The organism is Albidovulum aestuarii, from assembly GCF_029961185.1.
In the GTDB taxonomy this organism is placed as follows: domain Bacteria; phylum Pseudomonadota; class Alphaproteobacteria; order Rhodobacterales; family Rhodobacteraceae; genus Albidovulum; species Albidovulum aestuarii.
This window is the reverse complement of sequence record NZ_JASBQQ010000001.1, coordinates 351152-371438: the sequence shown is the minus strand read 5'-3', so window position 1 is coordinate 371438 and position 20287 is coordinate 351152. Positions and strand designations below refer to the sequence as shown.

General features: G+C 62.3%; 18 protein-coding genes and 1 tRNA gene. 15 read left to right on the top strand and 4 right to left on the bottom strand.

What is annotated here, in order from left to right; genetic code table 11:
• Positions 1-2: 2 nt before the first annotated feature.
• Positions 3-1175 (bottom strand): glycosyltransferase family 4 protein, encoded by a 1173-nt coding sequence (locus tag QKW60_RS01870; protein WP_282365993.1) that lies wholly within the window; start codon positions 1173-1175, stop codon positions 3-5.
• A 239-nt stretch (positions 1176-1414) separates the two neighbouring features.
• Here QKW60_RS01870 and QKW60_RS01865 point away from each other — a divergent pair, with 239 nt between their 5' ends.
• Positions 1415-2560, top strand: coding sequence for a glycosyltransferase family 4 protein (locus tag QKW60_RS01865; RefSeq protein WP_282365992.1), 1146 nt, complete (start codon positions 1415-1417; stop codon positions 2558-2560).
• Here the strand turns inward: QKW60_RS01865 and QKW60_RS01860 are convergent.
• Positions 2557-3624, bottom strand: coding sequence for an NAD-dependent epimerase/dehydratase family protein (locus QKW60_RS01860; RefSeq protein ID WP_282365991.1), 1068 nt, complete (start codon positions 3622-3624; stop codon positions 2557-2559). The genes QKW60_RS01865 and QKW60_RS01860 overlap by 4 nt on opposite strands.
• Before the next feature lie 164 nt (positions 3625-3788).
• On the opposite strand from QKW60_RS01860, the gene QKW60_RS01855 reads away from it, so the two are divergent.
• From QKW60_RS01855 to QKW60_RS01845, 3 genes are all read left to right on the top strand, one after another.
• Positions 3789-4838 (top strand): Gfo/Idh/MocA family protein, encoded by a 1050-nt coding sequence (locus QKW60_RS01855; protein ID WP_282365989.1) that lies wholly within the window; start codon positions 3789-3791, stop codon positions 4836-4838.
• 25 nt (positions 4839-4863) lie between these two features.
• Positions 4864-5784, top strand: a complete 921-nt coding sequence (locus tag QKW60_RS01850; RefSeq protein ID WP_282365987.1) for a glycosyltransferase — start codon at positions 4864-4866, stop codon at positions 5782-5784.
• Positions 5785-6380: 596 nt separating this feature from the next.
• The gene (locus QKW60_RS01845; RefSeq protein ID WP_282365986.1) at positions 6381-7427 is read left to right on the top strand and encodes a hypothetical protein; all 1047 of its coding nucleotides are present in this window, start codon (positions 6381-6383) and stop codon (positions 7425-7427) included.
• A 102-nt stretch (positions 7428-7529) separates the two neighbouring features.
• Here QKW60_RS01845 and QKW60_RS01840 read toward each other — a convergent pair whose 3' ends face one another.
• A complete protein-coding gene (locus QKW60_RS01840; protein WP_282365985.1) occupies positions 7530-8177 on the bottom strand; it encodes a transglutaminase-like cysteine peptidase in 648 nt (215 codons plus the stop codon).
• Positions 8178-8535: 358 nt separating this feature from the next.
• On the opposite strand from QKW60_RS01840, the gene QKW60_RS01835 reads away from it, so the two are divergent.
• The 8 genes from QKW60_RS01835 to QKW60_RS01800 all read left to right on the top strand — a co-directional run bounded on the left by QKW60_RS01835 (position 8536) and on the right by QKW60_RS01800 (position 16204).
• Positions 8536-10275, top strand: coding sequence for an ABC transporter substrate-binding protein (locus QKW60_RS01835; RefSeq protein ID WP_282365984.1), 1740 nt, complete (start codon positions 8536-8538; stop codon positions 10273-10275).
• Between the two features lie 106 nt (positions 10276-10381).
• A complete protein-coding gene (locus QKW60_RS01830) occupies positions 10382-11446 on the top strand; it encodes an ABC transporter ATP-binding protein (protein ID WP_282365983.1) in 1065 nt (354 codons plus the stop codon).
• 10 nt (positions 11447-11456) lie between these two features.
• Positions 11457-12536 carry an ABC transporter ATP-binding protein gene (locus tag QKW60_RS01825; protein WP_282365982.1) on the top strand — a complete coding sequence of 360 codons (1080 nt, stop codon included), beginning with the start codon at positions 11457-11459 and terminating at the stop codon, positions 12534-12536.
• Positions 12536-13399, top strand: a complete 864-nt coding sequence (locus QKW60_RS01820; protein ID WP_282365981.1) for a carbohydrate ABC transporter permease — start codon at positions 12536-12538, stop codon at positions 13397-13399. The genes QKW60_RS01825 and QKW60_RS01820 overlap by 1 nt, the downstream gene beginning before the upstream one ends.
• A 9-nt stretch (positions 13400-13408) precedes the next feature.
• Entirely contained in the window at positions 13409-14206 is a 798-nt protein-coding gene (locus QKW60_RS01815) for a carbohydrate ABC transporter permease (RefSeq protein ID WP_263740484.1), read from the top strand.
• A gap of 131 nt (positions 14207-14337) precedes the next feature.
• Positions 14338-14604, top strand: coding sequence for a DUF2160 domain-containing protein (locus QKW60_RS01810; RefSeq protein WP_318527851.1), 267 nt, complete (start codon positions 14338-14340; stop codon positions 14602-14604).
• Between the two features lie 78 nt (positions 14605-14682).
• On the top strand, positions 14683-15075 hold the full coding sequence (locus QKW60_RS01805; protein ID WP_282365979.1) for a BlaI/MecI/CopY family transcriptional regulator: 393 nt from the start codon (positions 14683-14685) through the stop codon (positions 15073-15075).
• Complete coding sequence (locus tag QKW60_RS01800) at positions 15062-16204, top strand: M56 family metallopeptidase (protein ID WP_282365978.1); 1143 nt, start codon at positions 15062-15064, stop codon at positions 16202-16204. Before QKW60_RS01805 ends, QKW60_RS01800 begins: the two co-directional genes overlap by 14 nt.
• Positions 16205-16251: 47 nt before the next feature.
• Here the strand turns inward: QKW60_RS01800 and QKW60_RS01795 are convergent.
• Positions 16252-16341: transfer RNA gene (locus QKW60_RS01795), tRNA-Ser, on the bottom strand.
• Positions 16342-16503: 162 nt separating this feature from the next.
• Here QKW60_RS01795 and QKW60_RS01790 point away from each other — a divergent pair.
• The 3 genes from QKW60_RS01790 (at position 16504) to QKW60_RS01780 (ending at position 20007) form a co-directional block, all read left to right on the top strand.
• Positions 16504-17337, top strand: coding sequence for a DUF2059 domain-containing protein (locus QKW60_RS01790; RefSeq protein WP_282365976.1), 834 nt, complete (start codon positions 16504-16506; stop codon positions 17335-17337).
• A gap of 88 nt (positions 17338-17425) precedes the next feature.
• Positions 17426-18652 carry a hypothetical protein gene (locus tag QKW60_RS01785; protein ID WP_282365974.1) on the top strand — a complete coding sequence of 409 codons (1227 nt, stop codon included), beginning with the start codon at positions 17426-17428 and terminating at the stop codon, positions 18650-18652.
• Complete coding sequence (locus QKW60_RS01780; RefSeq protein WP_282365972.1) at positions 18649-20007, top strand: cytochrome P450; 1359 nt, start codon at positions 18649-18651, stop codon at positions 20005-20007. The genes QKW60_RS01785 and QKW60_RS01780 overlap by 4 nt, the downstream gene beginning before the upstream one ends.
• Positions 20008-20287: the final 280 nt, after the last annotated feature.

Here is a 20287-nt window from a genome sequence, read left to right as displayed (position 1 = left end):
GGTCAGCTGGTCGCGGCCGTGCGACGAAATGCGCCTTCAACCAATTCGGCGGAACGGTTCCATGTGAAGGTCTTCGCACGCGCAAGAGCATTGCGGCGCAGATCTACCCTGAAAGGCGCCTCGGAAAGAAGCCGAGTCGCGGCTTTCGCGATGTCTTCGGTTCGTTCCGGGTCGAACAAGAGACCGGCATCTCCCACGACCTCGGGCAGGCTGCCCCGGTCGGACGCCAGAACCGGTGTCCCGCAGGCCATCGCCTCGACCGCCGGCAGGCCGAACCCTTCCCAAAGCGACGGCAGCACCAGCGCCTCTGCACCCGCCAGAAGCTCCGCCAACTCGGCGTCGTCGATTTCACCGGTGAAGCTGATCCGTCCCGAGGCGCGCGCGTCGCGCGCGGCGCCTGCCGTCAGTTCCTCGACATTGTCCCAGAACCGGTCGCCTGTGATGCGCCCGACGATGGCAAGCCGGGCGTCAGGGCAGGCGTCGAGAATCTCTGGCATTGCCTCGATCAGGCGCAGAACATTCTTGTGGCGGTTGAAGCCGCCGACATAGACCAGCAGCCTGTCGCCATCTGCGATGTCATGCCGCGCGCGCACGGCGGCGAGCCGGGCCTGATCATCAATCGGGCGGAACGCCTCGAACGGACCCTCGGTCGTGACATCAATGCGATCGCGACGCACACCTAGGATTTCGGAGATATCCTTCGCCGAGGCGTCTGACACGGTCAAAACCCGCCGCGCCTGAAAGAGCGCGAGCCGGGTTTTTGCCTGCCACAACAGGAAATTGCGCTTTGTCGGAAAGATCAGGTCGGGGAAGCGTTCCGGAATCGTATCGTGGATGCAGACGAGTTTCGGCACACGGCTGAAGATCGGATAGAACGAATAATGCGCCGGGAAGAAGAAAAGGTCGGCGCCCAGCCCCTTCGCCGCGCGTGACAGGGTAAGCATGTCCGCGCCGCCCCGGGCCTTTGCACCCGAAGACGCCTCGGACATGGATTGCCGTGCCCCAGCGATGTTGATTTCGACGCTATCGGGAACTGGGCGTTCCGGCGCGCGGTCGAACAAGAGGGTGTACCGGAACCCGGTATCGCGGGCGGCAAGGGCAGAAACAAGGCTGCGGGTGAAGCGGCCGAACCCGCGTTCATTGTCCCATGATGTGGCGTCGATGCCGACATGCATGCCCGATCCTCCGTGCCCTCTGGCCCCTTCCATAAGCGAAATCGCCTCTTTGCCCAACCGCTTCCCGGTCTTCTGTCGGACGCACCGCATAGCGGACGGCAAAGATGGCAAATCGGTCACTTCGTTTCCTGTCTGGCACCGAAAGGGCCGGGGTCAGGGGTTGGACACATCTTGGGGATGCGGTGCGGAAGCACTTGCGCTATGGACGTGGTCAATAGTCGCAAGTTGCATTCGGGAACATGACGCAGGACGCACCGGCCGGTGGCAGGCTTCACATTCTGGAACTTCAGACCCAGTTCGGTGTCGGCGGCATTACGCGTCACGTTCTGTCGCTGCGCGACTGGATGCGGGGGCGCGGCCATACGGTGACGCTCGGCGGTACACCTGCCGCATGGGCAGGGCCGGAAACCGAGCATGATTTCCTTGATCTGCCAACCAAATTCGTCTCGGCCGACGGCGGCGGCAGCCTGCCGATGCGGCTTTTTCAGGTTGCACGCGGGGCTTGGGTGCTACGCCGCTGGCTGAAGGCCAACCGGGTCGATCTGATCCACGCCCATGAATCGGCCCCCGCCCTTGTCGCCAATCTCGCGCGGATGGGCACGGGCATCCCGCTTGCCGTGACCTATCATGGGTCGGAGCCAGAGCGGATCGCCGCCTTTGGCGGGATCGCGTCAAAGGCCGATCTGGTGATCACACCGTCCCATGCCTCGGCGTCAGACCTCGCGCGGATCGGTGGTGTACCGGAGGACAAGCTGAAGGTGATCGGCCTTGGCGTATCGCCTGCGCCGGATGACAGCGCGGACGAGATCGCGGCGCTAAGGAAGGAATTGCTCGGAGATGGCGAGGTGCTGGTCATCACCGTGGCACGACTCGTGCACCAAAAGGGCGTGGATATCCTGATCGACGTGGTGGCGCGACTGATCAGGGATCACCCGGGTCTTCGCTTTGTCGTAGCAGGAGACGGGCCGGACGAGGGTCGGCTTAAGGACTTAGCGCGGACGCGTGGCGTTAACGGGCACCTGCGCTTTCTTGGTCGGGTGAACCGGCCGCATCTTTACCTGCGCGCCTCTGACCTCTTCCTTCTGACCTCGCGGTGGGAGGCTTTGCCCTTCACCATTGTCGAGGCCTTTCAGGCCGGTGTTCCCGCTGTCGCAGCCGCCTGTTCGGGCGTGGTGGAACTGATCGACGATCAGGTGGGTGCGGTTGTGCCCATTGGCGATGTGGATGCCACAGCCGAGGCGGTAAAACGCATCGTGACAGATGGCGAACTTCTGAATTCCATGGGTCAGGCGGCGCTGACGAAATCCCGGCTCGACCGGTTCGATCCCGACTGGGTGCACCATCAGTTCGAGGAGACCTATTTCACGCTCGCCGGGCGAAGCTAGGCTTTGAACGACCGCAGATAGTCTTCGGTCGCCTTCAACCCGCGTTCGAGATCGTAGTCCGGTGCATAGCCCAGCCGGTTCCGTGCGTGGTCGATGGGGCAGATACCTTTTCCGGTATATTCCTCCAGAAGATGGTGGTCGGGATAGAGCACGCCGTCCTTCTTCAGCCTCGCCCTGACGAAAGCCACCAGCGCCTCGAACCGGCGATGCCCAAGTGCGCGCCGTCCGGCAGAGCTGATCCGCGCGGCAAGCGAAGTCCCGTTGCCGGTATCTTCACTCGGTCGTGGTCCGAGATTGCGGGCGATCTCTTCAACCGGAACGCGGGTCGCGCCCGTTGTGCCGAGAATTCCGGCATAGCCGTCGATGAGCGCCGACCACGGGAAGGGCTCCGGCCCGGAAATGACAAAGCGTTCGTGACCGAGATCCGGCAGAGCCGCCGCCTTGATGCAGGCCTGCACAACGTCATCCACGAAGACCCCGTTACAGAGACCTTCCGGCTCCGGGATGACGACGCCGCCCGCCACAAGCGCGCGGGCGAACCCGTCGGTCCAAAGCGATGATCCCGGCCCCCAGACGATGGTCGGTTGCAGGATCGCGACGGGCAGGGGCCCGATCATGAGCCGCCGTTCCATCTCGATCTTCGCCTGGCGGTACGGACCGCCACCGGGTCGATCCATCTCTCCGTCCTCGGTGCAATCCCGAGTGGGCCAGGCATCATAGACGACGATGGAAGACGTATGGACGATCCGCCCGACTCCGGCGGCCTGAGCCGCCGCCATCAGCCGGTCGAAGGCGGCGAGATTTTCTCCCGCCGGGGCGCGGACGTCGTAGGCAAGGTTGAAGAGCACATCCTGCCCGTGCAAGGCGGTTTCCACCAGCGCCCGGTCCGACATCGACCCGATCCGCACCCTGACCCCTTGCGGCAGTCCACGCAGCGAGGCGCGGGACCGGCTCAGGACGGAAACCTCGGCCCCCGCGGCAACGAGGGCAGACACCAATCGCCGCCCGATGAAGCCCGAGGCTCCGGTCACGAAGACCCTGCTTCGCCTCAAGTCTGTTTCCATCCCGTCACCCCTTTGGCCCCTGGGGCGCAGAATAGCCACAGCCCGGCCCCATTGGAACCGGCCGAACCCGCGCGGGCTGGTCCGAATCCGGACGCTATGCTAGCCGCAACGCATTGAACTACGGAATACATTCGGCGCCGCGGGCGGCGCGGGAAGGATCGGACATGCGGATTGGGGTGATCGGGGCGGCCGGCAAGATCGGCCAGATGCGGGTTGCGACGATCCTGGCCGAGAAGCGTACCGAACTGGTCGCGGTGATGGATGTCACCGAGGAAAAGGCCCGTGCCCATGCCCATGGCGCGCAGGTTTTTACCGATCTCGACACCTTCCTTGCGGTGCCGATGGATGCGGTGGTGATCTCCACCCCCGCCCATGTGCGCGAACCGCTCTGCCTTGCGGCCTTCAAGGCCGGGCTGCATGTCCTGACCGAAAAGCCGCTCTCGAACACGGTCGAGGGCGCGCGGCGCATCCATGCGGCGGCTGGGAAAGCAGGCCGCGCGCTCGGCGCCGGATTCAACATGCGCTACTACCCGGCCTTTGCCTATGTGAAGGACGTACTGGATCAGGGGCTGATCGGCGAGGTCGACCATATCCGGATTTATGGTGGTCACGGTGGCCTCGCCAACTTCGCCAATGAGTGGGAATACAAGGCGCCGATATCCGGCGGTGGCGCGCTTTGGGATGTCGGCATCCATATGACTGACATCGCCCATTACCTGATGGGTGATATTACCGAGGTCTACGGCGTGGCCGGTGAAAAGGTCTGGCATGTGCCGGGGTCGGAGGACAATGCGATGGCGATCTTCAAGTCGTCCTCGGGTCTCGCCGCGATCTATCAGGCGACTTGGAACGACTGGAAAGGCTATCAGAGCGCGGTCGAGGTCTATGGCACGAAGGGCATGGTGCGCGGGGCCTACGCGCCGATGGAGAACCTTTTGATCACCATGGACAAGACCGGAGGTCCGGCTAGGACCATCCGAAAGCGCTATTTCGACATCAAGATCCGGGAAAAGTTGAAATCCTGGAAGACGACGGCTGTGCAGTCCTTCCAGGAGGAACTTGCGGATTTCATCGGCCTGACCGAGGGGCGGACGGGGCTGCGTATCGCCGATGCCGATGCCGCGCTTCGTGCGGTGGAAATCGCAGTCGCTGTGCCGGAAAGCTCCCGGACCGGGGTGCCGGTCAGTCTGCCGTCGCTGGCGGGCCGGGATTGATCGAGTGATTTGAAAGGAAGCGCCCGTGTCCGACGCAAGAAAACTCTCCCTCATCGTCACCATCGTCGATGCCGGCGAACAGTTGCGCGGGTTTCTGGGCGAGGTGATGCAGTTTGACTATGACGGGCCGATCGAGGTGATTGTGCCTTACGACCAGAGCATCGCCGAAACCGCTTCGATGGCGGCTGAGTTTCCAAGCGTTCAGTTCCTCGATATCGGCGCCATCGAACCCGAGCGCCCGATTACGACCGAGGCGGGACAGCATGAACTCTATGACCGCCGCCGTGCTGCGGGCCTGGCGGCGGCCACGGGCGACGTCATCGGCATGCTGGAGGATCGCGGCTGGCCGCAGAGGGACTGGGCGCGCCAGTTGATGCGGCTTCATGCGGAACTGGGTCACAACGTCATCGGCGGCGCCATCGAATGCCGCGAACCGGCCGGTCTTCTGAACTGGGCCTTCTATGTCACCGATTTCGGCCGCTACGGACGGCCGTTTGACAGCGGGCCGGTTGGTTGGGTGTCAGACGTCAATGTCAGTTATTCGCGCAAGGCGGTGGAGGATACCCGCCCGATCTGGAGTAAGCGGTTCCATGAACCGCTCGTCCATTCCTATTTCTTGGATCGTGGTGAGGTGCTTTACCTGTCGTCGGATCTCGTCGTGTTTCACGGACGGGCTCCCGCGCGGCTTGGCTCGCTTCTGATCGAGAGGTTCCACTGGGGGCGTCTCTTCGGCAAGATTCGCGCAATGCAGTTCACGCCGGGTCAACGCTTGAAATACATTCTGGCGAGTCCCGCGATTGCCCCGCTCTTGTGGCTGCGGCACGGGCTGTTGCAGCGCAAGAAGGGTCGCGGAATGAGGTATCTGAGGGCGCTTCCCTTCGTGATGATCCTCAGCACATTCTGGGTGGCGGGCGAGGTCTGGGGCTATATCACGCGCCGCGCCTGATCCTCGCGAGTATGTCGTCCAATATCTGATTTCCTGCACGTTTCCTGTGTCGGGAGCGTTTTATTGCGGCCTCGCAATATCTTAACTGTTTACCGTTTTTTCACCACAAACCGCGACACAGTTGCGGGATTATCAGCCATGCGGGAACAATGGGCGATCCAACCCGGACTTTCTTGACTTTTGGCACGAATGTGGTGGAGTCGTGGCAAAATAATGGCAGGGAAACTCCTGCCGCGGTGGTGAGCAGCAAATGGAGTGGGCTATGTTTGAGTTCGACGGCGTTCGCCGGTCGTTGGTTCTGGCTGCGGGTTCTGCAGCCCTTGTTGTGATTTCAGCATCCGGAATGGCCTTTGGCGGCGGCATGGCCGCGCCGGTCGTTCAGGTGTCCATGAATGATTATCTGGCCGATCTCTGCGCCCAGGCGACCCTGTCGCCCGAGGAGGCGAAACGCATTCGCGACAGCGCGAACTATGCCGAAATTCTCGAATATGCACTGGAGAATTGTCCCGAAATCGCGGCGCTCCTCGCAGACGCGGCAACGGCCACGATTCCAGGCCTGAGCGGTGACGATGTAGGCGGCGGCACTGGCGGCGGTGGTGGTACTGGCGGCGGTGGAGGCACTGGCGGCGGTGGAGGCACTGGCGGCGGTGGAGGCACTGGCGGCGGCGGTGGTACTGGCGGCGGTGGTACTGGCGGCGGTGGAGGCACTGGCGGCGGTGGTGGTACCGGCGGCGGCGGCGGCACTGGCGGCGGCACTGGCGGCGGCGGTGGTACTGGCGGCGGTGGAGGCACTGGCGGCGGCGGTGGTACTGGCGGCGGTGGAGGCACTGGCGGCGGTGGAGGCACTGGCGGCGGCGGTGGTACTGGCGGCGGCGGTGGTACTGGCGGCGGCGGTGGTACTGGCGGCGGTGGAGGCACTGGCGGCGGTGGTGGTACTGGCGGCGGCGGCGGCACTGGCGGCGGTGGAGGCACTGGCGGCGGCGGCGGCACTGGCGGCGGTGGTGGTACTGGCGGCGGTGGAGGCACTGGCGGCGGTGGTGGTACTGGCGGCGGTGGAGGCACTGGCGGCGGCGGCGGCACTGGCGGCGGTGGAGGCACTGGCGGCGGTGGTGGTACTGGCGGCGGCGGTGGCACTGGCGGCGGTGGAGGCGAAGGCTCTGGCGGTGGCGAAGGTTCCGGCGGTGGCGAAGGCTCCGGTGGCGAAGGTCCCGGCGGTGGCGAAGGCTCCGGCGGCGGTGAAGGCTCCGGCGGCGGTGAAGGCTCCGGCGGCGGTGAAGGCTCCGGCGGCGGTGAAGGCTCCGGTGGTGGCGAAGGTTCCGGCGGTGGCGAAGGCTCCGGTGGTGGCGAAGGTTCCGGTGGTGGTGAAGGCTCCGGCGGTGGCGAAGGTTCCGGTGGTGGCGAAGGCTCCGGCGGTGGCGAAGGCTCCGGCGGTGGCGAAGGCTCCGGTGGTGGCGAAGGCTCCGGCGGTGGCGAAGGTCACGACAACAATGGCCACGGGAATGGCGATCAGGATGCCCCCGGCAATTCTGGAGACAACAACAACGCTGAGAATTCGGAAAACAGTGGCGAGGGCAATTCCGGCAATGGTCATGGCCGACGCATTCGCTGACCTTAATGCAAGGCCGTACGGTCCGGATGTTTAGGCGCTTGACCTGACTGCGATGTCATAGCGACTTGTTAAAAAGGAATAACCCGCATGTTTCGGCATGCGGGTTTTGCGTTCTTTGTCGCTGCTGATCGGAACTTCAGGCGTTAAACACACCACCCGCCAGAACTGCGACCCAGCGATCCGGTCGGTTCGGATCCTGCATCCGGATGAAGCTGTAGCCAGTGTCGCGCCAGGGTTTGATCCGGTTTCCAAGATTGTCGAGAACGTAATCCCCGGCCGATGTCCTGAGGACCAGCACCGCATGGGCGCCGCGATTGCGGTCGAGCACAGTCGCGATCAGCAGTGTTTCGGGACGCAGACCGGCCTCGACGAGTTGCTTCTTCTTCAGGAGCGCAAAATCCTCGCAATCGCCGCCGCGCCGCGTCGGCAGGTCCCAGCGTTCGTCAACACCGTATTGCGCACGATCGGAAATCGGGCGGACCTTCTTGTTGACGCTCAGGTTCACTTTGTGCGCAATCTTCATCACGGCGCGATCCGCCAGTTGGGTGCCACCGTTGCGCGCGCAGGCCCAGCTGTACTGTGTACAAAGCGCCTTGGCACCGGACGGTGCTGCAATCGCCTTGCGTGCGACCATGTGATTCATCGGGCGCGGCTGTGTGGCATCCGAGGTGACCGGTACCAGCCCGGCAAGTGCCGCGACCATCATCATTCTACCGATACGGGATGCTGTTCCCGTCAGAAACGCGGAAGCCCGGCGCTTGTGGTTGTTCTCGGAGTGGGTCATGGGCAGCCCCTGCAAGTGAATTTCCCCTGCAGACATTGGGACATGCCGCCATGACCATTCTGAGCCAGAAACGGGGCGTGTTTGGGGCGAAAGCGATATGTTTGTTTACTGCAGGCAAATGTGGCTGGCTGCTCCATTCAGGCCCTTTTTCCGGGCGGACCGCTGCCCAAAAAGGGTTTCGCGTCTGTCCGTTCATCTGAGGGGCGGCATGTCAAGTTTGATAATAAATCGAGCAAATACAAGCATTTATATTTGAATTAATTTCTACTAAAGTTTTAGTTTGACAAACGCTAACATCTCGCCTGAATATCTATCGGCCAGTTTCCGCTGGCCCAACAAATCTCAGGGAGGAGACAGGATGCGGAAGTATCTTCTCTCCGCGGTGGCCGTATCTGCGGTCATTGCGGGGGCCGGGCAGGCATTTGCCGATGCCGCGGCCGCACAGAAGTGGATCGACAGCGAATTCCAGCCCTCTGCGCTTTCGAAAGAAGAGCAGATGGCCGAAATGGAATGGTTCATCAAGGCTGCCGAACCCTATGCGGGGATGGAAATCAATGTACTGTCGGAAGGCATTCCGACCCATTCCTATGAATCGGAAGTTCTGACCAAGGCCTTCGAGGAAATCACCGGGATCACGGTCAATCACCAGATCCTCGGCGAGGGCGAAGTGGTGCAGGCGGTGCAGACGCAGATGCAGACGCAGCGCAATCTCTATGACGGCTATGTCAATGACTCGGACCTCATCGGCACCCATGCTCGTCTGCAACTGGCCTATAACCTGACCGATCAGATGGCCGGGTCTTGGGCTGCGACGACCAATCCGGGTCTCGATCTGGATGACTTCATGGGCACCCAGTTCACCACAGGCCCCGATGGCAAGCTTTACCAGCTTCCCGACCAGCAGTTCGCGAACCTCTATTGGTTCCGCAAGGACTGGTTCGACCGCGCCGATCTGCAAGAGGCGTTCAAGGCCAAGTATGGCTATGACCTCGGCGTGCCGGTCAACTGGTCGGCCTATGAGGATATCGCCGAGTTCTTCACCAATGACGTGAAGGAAATCGACGGAACCGCGATCTACGGCCACATGGATTACGGCAAGCGTGCGCCGGATCTTGGCTGGCGCATGACCGATGCCTGGCTGTCGATGGCGGGCGCGGGATCGCCCGGTGAGCCGAACGGCGTACCGATCGACGAATGGGGCATCCGTATGGAAGCGGGATCGTGCAACCCGGCCGGTGCGAGCGTGTCGCGCGGCGGTGAGGCGAACGGTCCGGCAGCGGTCTATGCCATCGCCAAATGGGATGAGTGGCTGCGGAAATACGCACCTCCGGGGGCTGCGTCCTATGACTTCTATCAGTCGCTGCCTGCGCTTTCGCAAGGCAACGTGGCCCAGCAGATCTTCTGGTACACCGCCTTCACCGCCGACATGGTGAAGCCGAAGTCGGAAGGCAACAATACCGTCGATGACGAGGGTATGCCGCTCTGGCGCATGGCACCCAGCCCGCATGGGCCGTACTGGAAAGAAGGCCAGAAGGTCGGCTATCAGGACGTGGGCTCGTGGACGTTCCTCAAGTCGACCCCGGAAGACCGGGCGCAGGCGGCCTGGCTTTATGCCCAGTTCGTCGTGTCGAAGACGGTCGACGTGAAGAAGTCGCATGTCGGTCTCACCTTCATCCGCGACTCTACTGTCCGTCATGAAAGCTTCACCGAACGCGCGCCGAAACTTGGTGGTCTGGTGGAGTTCTACCGCTCGCCCGACCGTGTGCGGTGGTCGCCCACGGGCATCAACGTGCCCGACTATCCGAAGCTGGCCCAGATCTGGTGGCAGCAGATCGGTGATGTGAACTCCGGCGCCTTCACGCCGCAGGAAGCGATGGACCGTCTGGCCGAGGAAATGGATATCACCATGGCCCGCATGCAGCAGGCAGACGAGGCGGCTGGTGTCTACGGCGGTTGTGGTCCGCGTCTGAACCCCGAGGTCGATCCTTCGGAATGGCTCGGCAAGGAAGGCGGCCCGCATGCGAAGCTCGACAACGAGAAACCGCAGGGTGAGACCATCAACTACGATGAGCTGATCCAGCAGTGGGCTGAAAACTGAGGTCCTGATACAATCCCGTCCGGTCTAACCGGGCGGGACCGGGCCGGGGCCAGGGTGCCCCGGCCATTCCCACCAATGAAAACAAGCGACACCTCGGGGAGGGGACATGGCGCTGGAACTGAAGGCGATCACCAAGCGCGTGGGGCAGGTGACGCATATCAAGGAAACCTCTCTCGTGCTGGAGCCGGGACGTTTCAACGTCCTTCTGGGCGAGACGGGATCGGGCAAAACCTCGCTGATCAAGCTGATGGCCGGGCTCGACCGGGCCGCGTCGGGGCAGATCCTGATGGACGGGCAGGACGTGACGGGGATGTCGCCCCAGAAGCGTAATATCAGCCTCGTCCACCAATTCTTCGTGAACTATCCGCATATGACGGTCTTCGACAATATTGCCTCCCCCTTGCGGGTCGCAGGCATTGCCAAGTCGGAGATTCAGGGGCGGGTGGAGGCAGCGGCGGATGTGCTGCAACTGCGCCCCATGCTGAACCGCCGCCCGCATGAACTGTCGGGCGGGCAGCAACAACGCACCGCTTTGGCCCGCGCCATCGCCAAGGAGTCGACCGCCGTCTTCCTTGATGAGCCGCTCGCCAACCTTGACTACAAGTTGCGGGAGGAATTGCGCGATCAGTTGCCGGAGCTGTTCGCAGGGCGCGGCGCGGTCGTCGTCTATGCCACATCGGAACCGGCCGAGGCGTTGATGCTGGGCGGCAGGACCGCGCTGATGCAGGACGGTCACGTCACCCAGTTCGGGCCGACGGCTGAGATCTACCGCAAACCCAATACGCTGACCTCGGCCCGGGTCTTTTCCGACCCGCCGATCAATTCTGCCCCGGTCATCAAGAAAGGTGACCGGATGGAGCTGGGCCACGGTGTCGGCTGGACTCTCTCGGGTGCCGCGGCGGGCCTGAAGGACGGCGCCTATACCGTCGCGATCCGCCCGAACTATGTCAGCCCCATCCGCTTGCACGAGGCGCATGTGGCGATGACGGGCACCATCCAGATCACCGAGCTTTCAGGGTCGGAATCGACCGCCCATTTCCGCATGGGGGAGGATACCTGGGTTTCGCTTGCCTCGGGCGTCCATCCCTACCGTGTCGGCGAAGATCATGAATTTTTCATGGACCCCGCCCATTGCTTCTATTTCGCGCCCGATGGCGCGCTTGCCGCCTGAGGACCCGCGCATGGCCAAGATTACCCTCGACCGGCTCCGCCACTCCTACATGAGCGACCCGAAAGGGCCGCAGGACTACGCGCTGAAGGAGCTGGATCTCGACTGGCAGGATGGCGGCGCCTATGCGCTGCTCGGGCCTTCGGGCTGCGGCAAGTCCACGCTTTTGAACATCATCTCGGGTCTTTTGCATCCGTCCGAGGGGCGCATCCTGTTCGATGGCAAGGATGTGACCGGCCTGCCGCCCGACCAGCGCAATATTGCGCAGGTGTTCCAGTTCCCGGTGATCTACGACACGATGTCGGTCTACGACAATCTCGCCTTTCCGCTGCGCAACCGTGGCGTCGACGAAGGCCGCGTGAAGGCCCGCGTCGAGGAGATCGCCGCAATGCTCGATGTGACCGAGATGCTAGGGACCCGCGCCGCGCATCTTTCGCCCGACAACAAGCAGAAGATTTCCATGGGGCGCGGCCTTGTCCGCGACGACGTGAATGTCATCATGTTCGATGAGCCGCTGACCGTCATCGACCCGCATCTGAAATGGAAATTACGTTCCAAACTCAAAGAGTTGCATCAGAAGGTGAAGGTGACGATGATCTATGTCACCCATGACCAGACCGAGGCACTGACCTTCGCCGATCAGGTCGTGGTGATGCAGGAGGGCGAGGTGGTGCAGATCGGCACGCCCGTCGACCTTTTCGAGCGGCCCGCGCATACCTTTGTCGGCCATTTCATCGGCTCACCAGGCATGAACGTCCTGCCTGCCGAACTGCGCGATGGGGCGGCCTTCTTCGCGGGCCAGCAGATCGCGCTTGAAGGCGCGGTGGCGCCCGGCGCGGGGCGCCATGAGATCGGCGTCCGGCCGGAATATGTGACGCTGGGGCCAAGTGGCATCGCGGCCAAGGTGCGTAAGGTCATGGATCTTGGCCGCCATTCCGTGGTCGAGGCCGTGGCAGGCGATACGAAGGTCAGCGCCATTGTAGAAGGCGCGGCGCCGGGCCAGGGCGAGAGCGTTCATCTGACCTTCCGTCCTGACCAGACACGGCTTTACCGCGATGGCTGGATCGCCACCAAACAGGAAAGGGCCGCCTGATGCGCAAGGTCAATCAGAAGGCGTGGTTCTTCGTCCTTCCCGTTCTAATCCTCGTCGCCTTCAACGCGCTCGTGCCGATGATGACCGTGGTCAACTATTCGGTGCAGGAAACCTTCGGCAACAACCAGTTCTTCTGGCACGGGCTCGGCTGGTTTCAGGATATTCTGCGCTCAGAACGCTTCCACGCCGCCCTTGGTCGCCAGTTCCTCTTCACTTTCCTCATCCTGATCATTGAGGTGCCCTTGGGCGTGATCATCGCGCTTTCCATGCCGCGCAAGGGCTTCTGGGTGCCGGTCTGCCTTGTCACCATGGCGCTGCCGATGCTGATCCCGTGGAACGTCGTGGGCGCGATGTGGAACATCTTCACCCTGCCCGATATCGGCCTTCTGGGCTATTTCATGAACCACGTCCTTGGGATCGACTACAACATGACCCGCAGCCCACTTGCCGCCTGGGTCACGATCATCACCATGGATGTCTGGCACTGGACCTCGCTCGTCGTGCTTCTCTGTTATGCCGGCCTCGTCTCCATCCCCGACGCCTATTATCAGGCGGCGAAGATCGACGGTGCGTCGAACTGGGCGGTCTTCCGCTACATCCAGTTGCCAAAGATGAAGCAGGTGCTGACGATCGCGGTCCTGCTGCGCTTCATGGACAGCTTCAACATCTATACCGAGCCCTTCGTGCTGACAGGCGGGGGTCCGGGCAATTCGACCACGCTTCTCTCCATCGACCTCGTCAAGATCGCGCTTGGGCAGTTTGACCTCGGGCCCGCGGCGGCGATGTCGCTCATCTACTTTGCCATCACGCTCTTCGTCTCGTGGCTTTTCTACACGCTGATGACGCGGCACGATGTGAAATAGGGGATCATCATGCAGAAAAGATCAATCATTCCGATCCTCTACATCATCTTTCTGATGCTGCCGATCTACTGGCTGGTGGCGATGAGCTTCAAGACCACGCAAGAGATCCTCGGCGGCTTCTCGCTCTTCCCGCAGAAATGGACGCTGGCGAGCTACCGGACAATCTTCACCGATCCGACGTGGTATTGGGGCTATATCAACTCGATCATCTACGTGACGATCAACACGGTGATCTCCGTCACCGTCGCCTTGCCCGCGGCTTACGCCTTCTCACGCTACCGGTTCCTCGGCGACAAGCAGCTGTTCTTCTGGCTCCTGACAAACCGCATGGCCCCGGCGGCGGTCTTCGCGCTGCCCTTCTTCCAGCTTTATTCGGCGATGGAGCTATTCGATACCCATATTGCGGTGGCGCTGGCGCATTGCCTGTTCAACATCCCGCTCGCGGTCTGGATCCTTGAAGGCTTCATGGGCGGTGTGCCGAAGGAACTCGACGAGACCGCCTTCGTCGACGGTTATTCTTTCCCGCGTTTCTTCACGCAGATCTTCCTGCCGACGATCAAGGCCGGTGTCGGCGTCGCGGCCTTCTTCTGCTTCATGTTCTCTTGGGTGGAACTCCTGCTCGCGAAGACCCTGACGGCGGTCTACGCCAAGCCCATCGCCGCGACGATGACCCGCACGGCGTCTTCGGCGGGGTACGAACTGGGACTGCTGGCGGCCGCCGGAACGCTCACCATCATTCCCGGCGCCATCGTCATCTGGTTCGTGCGCAACTACATCGCCAAGGGCTTTGCCCTGGGGAGGGTTTGATGCGGCTCCTGACATTCCTTCTGACCTTGATGCCTCTGGCCGCCACGGCCCAGACGGCGGGGTGGGGTAATCTCGGCCAGACCGAGGACAAGGGATTTTCCTGGACGGCACCGCTCTGGCCCTCGTTCTGGATGGCCTGGACACCGGCGACGCTTCTGGTCTTCATCGGCATCTTCACCGCCATGGGCATTCTTACAGTGCTGGAAATCCGCCGCCCGGGCGGGGATGAACGGCAGGGCGTGCTGGGCCTGACGACGACGCGTGGCGACCGGCTGTTCATCACGCTTCTCGGCACTTCCTACATCTTCATGGCCTGGCTTGGACTGATCGGCATGCCACTCTGGTGGCCGCTGGCCATTTCCATCGGCTGGGGCGTGTTCTGCTTCTGGAAGGTCTGAAACGCATTCCGTTTTGAGAAATGTGGAAAGCTTAGTAGAAAGGTCCCGAGGATCGAGCTGGATCGGGAAGACCAAAAAATGAGCGACAAGAAAACCAAATTCCTGACCGAGGTGGAGCTGGAATTCATGTCCCGGCTCTGGGACCTTGGCGAGGCGACCGTGCGGGAGGTGCAAGAGGCACTCGCGCCCGCGCGCAAGCTTGCCTATACCTCGGCCGCAACGATCCTGCGCATCCTTGAACAAAAGGGTTTCGTCAGCAGTACGAAACAGGGCAAGACCTTTCTCTATACAGCAACGCTGAGCAAGGACACCTATCAGTCGCGTTCGCTGAAGAACCTTTCCGAAAAACTCTTCGACAATGCGCCCGCGACACTCGTTGCGCGGCTGGTCGACGATTACGACCTGTCGGAAGAGGCGCTCGACGAGATTCGGGCGCTGATTGACAAGAGGCTCAGGGATGACAAACGCTAGCACCCTTTTCGGCGCCTATATCGAGGTCAACGCACTTCTGGTTTTCACCTGCCTCGTCTGGGCGGTCTTCGCCCGAATTCTCAACATCGCCGGCCTTGGTCACGCGGTCACCGCGCGGCTGAGGCTGCTCAGGACCATCTTTCTTGCCGTCATCGTCAGCCCGCTTTTCGTCGCTCTATTCTCGATGGCGATGCAGGCGGGTTATGTCGCTCCTGAAAACTCGGTGAATCTGACCGATTTCGTTCTGTCGCAATACCTTCAGGGCCGGTTTGAGATGAATCCGGCCGACCTCGAACGGCTTCTGGGCTTCCGGGGCGACCTGGCGCAAGTCATGGCCGGGCCGGTCGGGCAGGGCGTCGCCGTCTTCCTCGCACTTGGCTTCACCCTCTTCGCGGCGCGCCTTGTCCTGTCTTTCGCCCGGCTCCGCCGCATCATCACCGAGAGTTATGTCTGGCGTCGGATCGGACAGGTGGAACTCAGGTTGTCGGACGCGGTCAGCGTGCCTTTCTCGACTCGCGGGTTCCGGTCCCGGATCGTGGTCCTGCCCTCAGCCATGCTCGCCCGCGAGGCGGATCTGAAGATCGCGCTCGGGCACGAGCTGCAGCACTTGCGGCAGGGCGATGTCGAATGGGAAATCGCCCTTGGTCTCATCCAGCCGTTCCTGTTTTGGAACCCGGCCTTCCATCTTTGGAAACGGCAGGTAGAGGAGTTGCGCGAACTCTCGTGTGACCGCCAGATTCTGATGCGGCGGGGCTACAGCGTGGCTGAGTATTGCGACTGTCTGCTGCGTGTCTGCCATGACGGGCTGCGTCCGCGCCGGTTGATCGCTGTGGAACTGCCTGCCGTGGCTTTGGTACGAACCGAAGGTGGGCTGTTCGGCGGACGCGCGGCGGCGCTTCTAAAACGCCGGATGATCAGGGTGATCGAGGGGAGGGCGGAACGTAATCCAACGTTGGTGTTCGCCGTGCTGGCCGCACCCTTTGTCGCGATTACCTTGACCGCCGCGATCGCCATACAGAAACCCGGCGACTGGAGTCAGGACCGCATCATGCTGTCGACGATCATAAATCTGGAGCGTTTGCAGGCGGTGAATGGCCCGGTGCCGAGCTTTGGGTCGCCCGGCTACTGATCGCGTGGCACACAGGTCGCCAAGGGTTCGGACTATTCTGAGGGATATGGCGGAGAGACAGGGATTCGAACCCTGGGTGGGCTCACACCCACAACGGTTTTCGAGACCGCCCCGTTCGACCGCTCCGGCACCTCTCCGCGTCAGGGGTCGTTCTGGGCGGGATTTAGCGGGCCGCGCACGGCAGTGCAACCCGTATTTTTGCAAGACGGGGCCTCGGCGCATCTCAACAACGACGCCGGGTTCTTGGCAGAGACGTCCTATATGACTAGGTGTAGGCTTCACTCTTTCGGGGATCATCCATGTTCCGACCTGCCGCAGCGCCACTTGTCGCACTCTTGCTTTCTCTGCCCGGGCTCTGCCGCGCCGCAGACGCTGATGTCGCGGCATTGAATGCGGCTTTGAAACTGCCTGAGGTCTTCGCCGTGATGACCGAGGAGGGGCTTGGTTATGGGCGCGATCTGGAAGCCGACATGTTTCCGGGCAGCGGCGGCGCCCGCTGGAATGACGCCGTCGCTGGTATTTATGAGACCGGGCGCATGGTCGATGGATTCTCCGAAGCGTTCGCGGCTGCGCTGGATGCGTCAGATGGCGATGTTCCTGCGATGCTGGACTTCTTTTCGTCCGATCTGGGGCAGCGGATCGTCGCGCTGGAGATCTCGGCTCGCCGCGCCCTTCTGGACGAAGCTGTCGATGAGGCGAGCCGGGCGAAACTGGAGGAGATGCGCGAGACCGCCGATCCCCGGCTTGAGCTGATCGAAGAGTTCGTCTCGACCAACGATCTTGTCGAGGCGAACGTAACCGGCGGGCTGAATGCCAACTATGCCTTTTACCTCGGGCTGGCTGATGCGGGCGCGTTGCCGTCGGCGATGGTTGAGGATGAGATCATCGGCGAAATCTGGGGGCAGGAGCGCGATATTCGCGAGGAAACCGAGATATGGATCCTGTCCTATCTCGCCATGGCCTATGCGCCGCTGACCGATGCCGAAGTTGGCGAGTACATCGACTTTTCCGAAACCGAGGCCGGGCGTGACCTGAACCGGGCGCTGTTTTCTGGATACGATACCGTTTTTGAGGATGTGTCACGGCAGTTGGGCCGGGCCGCCGGGGCCGTGCTTGCGGGCCAGGATCTCTGATCCTGAAGCGCGCGGTTCCTGATTGGTAATGCCGGTTATTCTTCGTTAGCATCACCTGCAACAGAGGCAGTCGGCAGGCGGCAAAGGAATGCAGCGCGGAGACCGGGACAAGGTTGCGCGCCGGCGGGTGTTTTACATCCCCGGTTACGACCCCTTTCATCCGCGTCGCTACCGCGAGCTTTACCGCAGCGAAGCCAAGGCCCAGTCCGAGATTTCCGGATATGAAGTTGTGCTTGGCCCCAAGCGTCCCGGCCATGCTCACGGATGGCAGGTCACCGGCCGCATGGAGGACGGCGAAACTCAGGCGGAGATCGAGGTTCTGGTCTGGTCCGACATCGTCCGGTCTTCGATGGCTGAAGGGATTGCTGCGACCTACGGGCAGCTTCTGAAAACCGCATGGATCTATGTCGCTTCGGGTGTGATTTTCCGTGTCATGCAGCTGAGAAAGGGTCCCACCATAGCGGCGCTCTATCCTGTGGTGGTACTTTTGCTTCAATTGCTCATCGCGGCTGCGGCGGGCTGGGGCGCCGCCCTGCTGCTGGGCCGTGGTCTTGCGGCGGCTGGATTGCCGGGCGGGTTTGGCTGGATCGGGGCCGCGCTGCTCGTCTGGGCGATCCTTTGGCGGTTCCGGGCGCTCGATGGCAGGATCTATGCCTATTACCTGATGCATGATTACGCGTTCACGGCACAGGAGGGTGGCGCCTATCCGGCCGTGCTTGAGGCGCGGCTGGCACAGTTTACGGACCGCGTCGTGGCCGCACTGCAGGAGGACTGGGACGAGGTGCTGGTTGTCGGGCATTCCTCCGGCGCGCATCTGGCCGTGTCGGTTCTGGCCGATCTGATCCGGTCGGGCAGGGTGCCCGCATCGGGGCCAGCCCTGGGGTTTCTGTCGCTCGGCCATGTGGTGCCGATGGCTGCCTTCCTGCCGTGCGCGCGACGGCTGAGGGCCGATCTCGCCTTCCTTTCGGCGCGTGATGAATTGGCATGGGTCGATGTCACGGCCCCCGGTGACGGCTGTTCTTTCGCGCTGTGTGATCCGGTCAGCGTGACCGGTGTCGCGCCACCCAACAAACGATGGCCCCTCGTAATCTCGGCTGCCTTCACCCAGACCCTCAGCCCCGAACGTTGGCAGGCATTGAAGCGGCGGTATTTCCGGCTGCATTTCCAGTATCTTTGCGCGTTCGACCGACCAGGCGACTATGATTACTTTCGCATAACTGCCGGACCGAAGACGCTTGCCGCCCGGTTCCGCGACCGCAAGCCGTCGCAAAGCCGGATCGAGCGTGTGGCAAACCGTTACCGGGATATCGAATGATCGCGCCGAAACCCGCCTCCCGCCCTGACAAGGTGTCCCTGCTGCGATATCTGCGGCTTTTCCGGGCTGATATCCTTTCCGCTCAACCGGCGCGGCTCTACCGCGCCTGGATGGCCGAGTTTCGTACCCCGTTCTTTCGTTCGTACCTTTGCAACGACCCCGACCTGATCGACCGGGTCTTGAAGGAATGCCCGGCGGACTTCCCGAAATCCGACCGTGTGCGCGAGGGGTTGCGACCTTTGCTCGGTCGGTCGGTCTTTGTCACCAATGGCGCCGAATGGTCGCGGCAAAGGCGGATCATCGACCCGGCCTTTGCCGGTGGGCGTCTGCATCAGACCTTTCCTGCCATGCTTGGCGCCGCCGATTCGGCCCGCGACCGGATGGCGGCGCGGGTGGGAACAGTGGTGGAGGTCGAAGAAGAGGCGAGCCATGCCGCAGCGGACGTGATCTTTCGCACGCTCTTTTCAATACCGATAGAACATCAAGCCGCCTCCGGCGTGTTCCACGCCTTCCGCCGCTATCAGCGGGCGCAGCCACTATTGAACCTTGCGGCCTTCCTGCCCTTGCCGCGCTGGGTGCCGCGGTTTCATCGCCCCGGCATCGGCCGCGCCGCGCGCGAGATAAGGGGCCTCATCGCCCGACTGACGACCGAGCGCGCGACCGAAATTGCCGCAGGTACGGCGCCCGACGATCTGGCCACCAAGATCATGACGACCGCCGATCCCGAAACCGGCGCCCGCTTTGATGCAGATGAAATGGTTGATCAGGTCGCGATTTTCTTCCTTGCCGGGCATGAAACCTCAGCCTCGGCTCTGGCCTGGGCGCTCTATCTTCTGGCCGCCGATCCCGACCATCAGGCACGGGTCGCCGCGGAGGCACGGGAAGTTCTGGGCGAAACGCCTGTTTTTGCCGATGTCGCCCGGCTTAAGCTGGCCCGCGATACCTTCCGCGAGGTGCTGCGGCTCTATCCGCCGGTGCCGATGATGGTGCGTGAAGCGCGCTGCCCGGCCCGGTTCCGCGACCGGGCCGTGCCGCGAGGGGCGCAGATTGTCATCAGCCCCTGGCATGTCCACCGGCACGAAAGACTCTGGGACCGGCCCGATGACTTCGATCCCGGCCGGTGGCAAAGCCCTGAGGGGCGCGACAGCGCGCGGCGTGCCTTCCTGCCGTTTTCGGCGGGACCCCGGGTTTGCCCCGGGGCGGGGTTCGCAATGATCGAGGGGCCGCTACTACTCGCGCTTCTGGTCCGCGATCTGGAATTCTCGACAGAAGGTACGCCACCGCCGGTTCCTGTGGCCCATCTCACAGTCCGTTCGCAGGCGGGCATTCCACTTCGGGTTTCAGTAAGGCAATAACCGTGCCATCCGAGGTGACGGCAACCACTGGTGGAAGTCGTGTTATGAATTTTGCCGCGTTGGGAAAACGAATCAGATTCCAGATCGGAACACCTTGGTATCGGTGAATTGCTCAAAAATGGCCAAAAAGCGGCAATTTTAGCGAATTCACCATGGTTTTGCCATGATTGAGATGAATCTTCCCGCAAACTCGGCAGGATGACGCAACGTTACTCAGGCGAAAATAAATACAACCAATAAGGGATTTGTTAAGAATCTCGCCGGAACTGACTTTGTCACC